Source organism: Streptomyces sp. NPDC001714, assembly GCF_042892755.1.
GTDB lineage: Bacteria > Actinomycetota > Actinomycetes > Streptomycetales > Streptomycetaceae > Streptomyces.
The window spans coordinates 1-3,180 of sequence record NZ_JBIAUL010000060.1; the positions used below are offsets into that span (position 1 = coordinate 1).

The 3,180-nt window shown below is 56.9% G+C and carries 1 rRNA gene; it reads right to left on the minus strand.

Annotated features, from left to right (window positions below):
• Positions 1-22: 22 nt before the first annotated feature.
• Positions 23-3,130 (minus strand): 23S ribosomal RNA (locus tag ACFY0P_RS52000).
• Positions 3,131-3,180: the final 50 nt, after the last annotated feature.

Below are 3,180 nucleotides of genomic sequence, written 5' to 3' on the forward strand. Positions count from 1 at the left end.
AACACAGTGGACGCGAGCAACTGAGGACAAGCCCTCGGCCTATTAGTACCGGTCACCTCCACCAGTTACCTGGCTTCCAGATCCGGCCTATCAACCCAGTCGTCTACTGGGAGCCTTACCCCATCAAGTGGGTGGGAGTCCTCATCTCGAAGCAGGCTTCCCGCTTAGATGCTTTCAGCGGTTATCCCTCCCGAACGTAGCCAACCAGCCATGCCCTTGGCAGAACAACTGGCACACCAGAGGTTCGTCCGTCCCGGTCCTCTCGTACTAGGGACAGCCCTTCTCAAGACTCCTACGCGCACAGCGGATAGGGACCGAACTGTCTCACGACGTTCTAAACCCAGCTCGCGTACCGCTTTAATGGGCGAACAGCCCAACCCTTGGGACCGACTCCAGCCCCAGGATGCGACGAGCCGACATCGAGGTGCCAAACCATCCCGTCGATATGGACTCTTGGGGAAGATCAGCCTGTTATCCCCGGGGTACCTTTTATCCGTTGAGCGACGGCGCTTCCACAAGCCACCGCCGGATCACTAGTCCCGACTTTCGTCCCTGCTCGACCCGTCGGTCTCACAGTCAAGCTCCCTTGTGCACTTACACTCAACACCTGATTGCCAACCAGGCTGAGGGAACCTTTGGGCGCCTCCGTTACTCTTTAGGAGGCAACCGCCCCAGTTAAACTACCCATCAGACACTGTCCCTGATCCGGATCACGGACCCAGGTTAGACATCCAGCACGACCAGACTGGTATTTCAACGACGACTCACCGCGAACTGGCGTCCGCGTTTCAAAGTCTCCCAGCTATCCTACACAAGCCGAACCGAACACCAATATCAAACTGTAGTAAAGGTCCCGGGGTCTTTCCGTCCTGCTGCGCGAAACGAGCATCTTTACTCGTAGTGCAATTTCACCGGGCCTATGGTTGAGACAGTCGAGAAGTCGTTACGCCATTCGTGCAGGTCGGAACTTACCCGACAAGGAATTTCGCTACCTTAGGATGGTTATAGTTACCACCGCCGTTTACTGGCGCTTAAGTTCTCAGCTTCGCCCCACCGAAATGGAGCTAACCGGTCCCCTTAACGTTCCAGCACCGGGCAGGCGTCAGTCCGTATACATCGCCTTACGGCTTCGCACGGACCTGTGTTTTTAGTAAACAGTCGCTTCTCGCTGGTCTCTGCGGCCACCCCCAGCTCAGGAAGTAAATTCCATCACCAGGTGTGGCCCCCCTTCTCCCGAAGTTACGGGGGCATTTTGCCGAGTTCCTTAACCATAGTTCACCCGAACGCCTCGGTATTCTCTACCTGACCACCTGAGTCGGTTTAGGGTACGGGCCGCCATGAAACTCGCTAGAGGCTTTTCTCGACAGCATAGGATCATCCACTTCACCACAATCGGCTCGGCATCAGGTCTCAGCCTTGATGTGCGACGGATTTACCTACCGCACGGCCTACACCCTTACCCCGGGACAACCACCGCCCGGGCTGGACTACCTTCCTGCGTCACCCCATCACTCACCTACTACCACCTTGGATCAGCGGCTCCACCACTCCCCTCAACTCCGAAGAGATCAGGGCGGCTTCACGGCCTTAGCATCAGAAGGTTCGATGTTTGACGCTTCACAGCGGGTACCGGAATATCAACCGGTTATCCATCGACTACGCCTGTCGGCCTCGCCTTAGGTCCCGACTTACCCTGGGCAGATCAGCTTGACCCAGGAACCCTTAGTCAATCGGCGCACACGTTTCCCACGTGTGAATCGCTACTCATGCCTGCATTCTCACTCGTCAACCGTCCACAACTCGCTTACACGGCTGCTTCACCCGGCAGACGACGCTCCCCTACCCATCCCAGAAGGCGTTGGCCCTAATTCTGGAATGACACGACTTCGGCGGTACGCTTGAGCCCCGCTACATTGTCGGCGCGGAATCACTAGACCAGTGAGCTATTACGCACTCTTTCAAGGGTGGCTGCTTCTAAGCCAACCTCCTGGTTGTCTCTGCGACTCCACATCCTTTCCCACTTAGCGTACGCTTAGGGGCCTTAGTCGATGCTCTGGGCTGTTTCCCTCTCGACCATGGAGCTTATCCCCCACAGTCTCACTGCCGCGCTCTCACTTACCGGCATTCGGAGTTTGGCTAAGGTCAGTAACCCGGTAGGGCCCATCGCCTATCCAGTGCTCTACCTCCGGCAAGAAACACACGACGCTGCACCTAAATGCATTTCGGGGAGAACCAGCTATCACGGAGTTTGATTGGCCTTTCACCCCTAACCACAGGTCATCCCCCAGGTTTTCAACCCTGGTGGGTTCGGTCCTCCACGAAGTCTTACCTCCGCTTCAACCTGCCCATGGCTAGATCACTCCGCTTCGGGTCTTGAGCGTGCTACTAAAACGCCCTCTTCGGACTCGCTTTCGCTACGGCTACCCCACACGGGTTAACCTCGCAACACACCGCAAACTCGCAGGCTCATTCTTCAAAAGGCACGCAGTCACACCCCAAAAGGTGCTCCCACGGCTTGTAGGCACACGGTTTCAGGTACTATTTCACTCCCCTCCCGGGGTACTTTTCACCATTCCCTCACGGTACTATCCGCTATCGGTCACCAGGGAATATTTAGGCTTAGCGGGTGGTCCCGCCAGATTCACACGGGATTTCTCGGGCCCCGTGCTACTTGGGTGTCTCTCAAACGAGCCGTCAATGTTTCAGCTACGGGGGTCTTACCCTCTACGCCGGACCTTTCGCATGTCCTTCGCCTACATCAACGGTTTCTGACTCGTCCCACGGCCGGCAGACCGTGGAAGAGAGATCCCACAACCCCGTATACGCAACCCCTGCCGGGTCTCACACGCATACGGTTTGGCCTCATCCGGTTTCGCTCGCCACTACTCCCGGAATCACGGTTGTTTTCTCTTCCTGAGGGTACTGAGATGTTTCACTTCCCCTCGTTCCCTCCACACTGCCTATGTGTTCAGCAGCGGGTGACAGCCCATGACGACTGCCGGGTTTCCCCATTCGGAAACCCCCGGATCAAAGCCTGGTTGACGACTCCCCGGGGACTATCGCGGCCTCCCACGTCCTTCATCGGTTCCTGGTGCCAAGGCATCCACCGTGCGCCCTTAAAAACTTGGCCACAGATGCTCGCGTCCACTGTGCAGTTCTCAAACAACGACCAGCCACCCA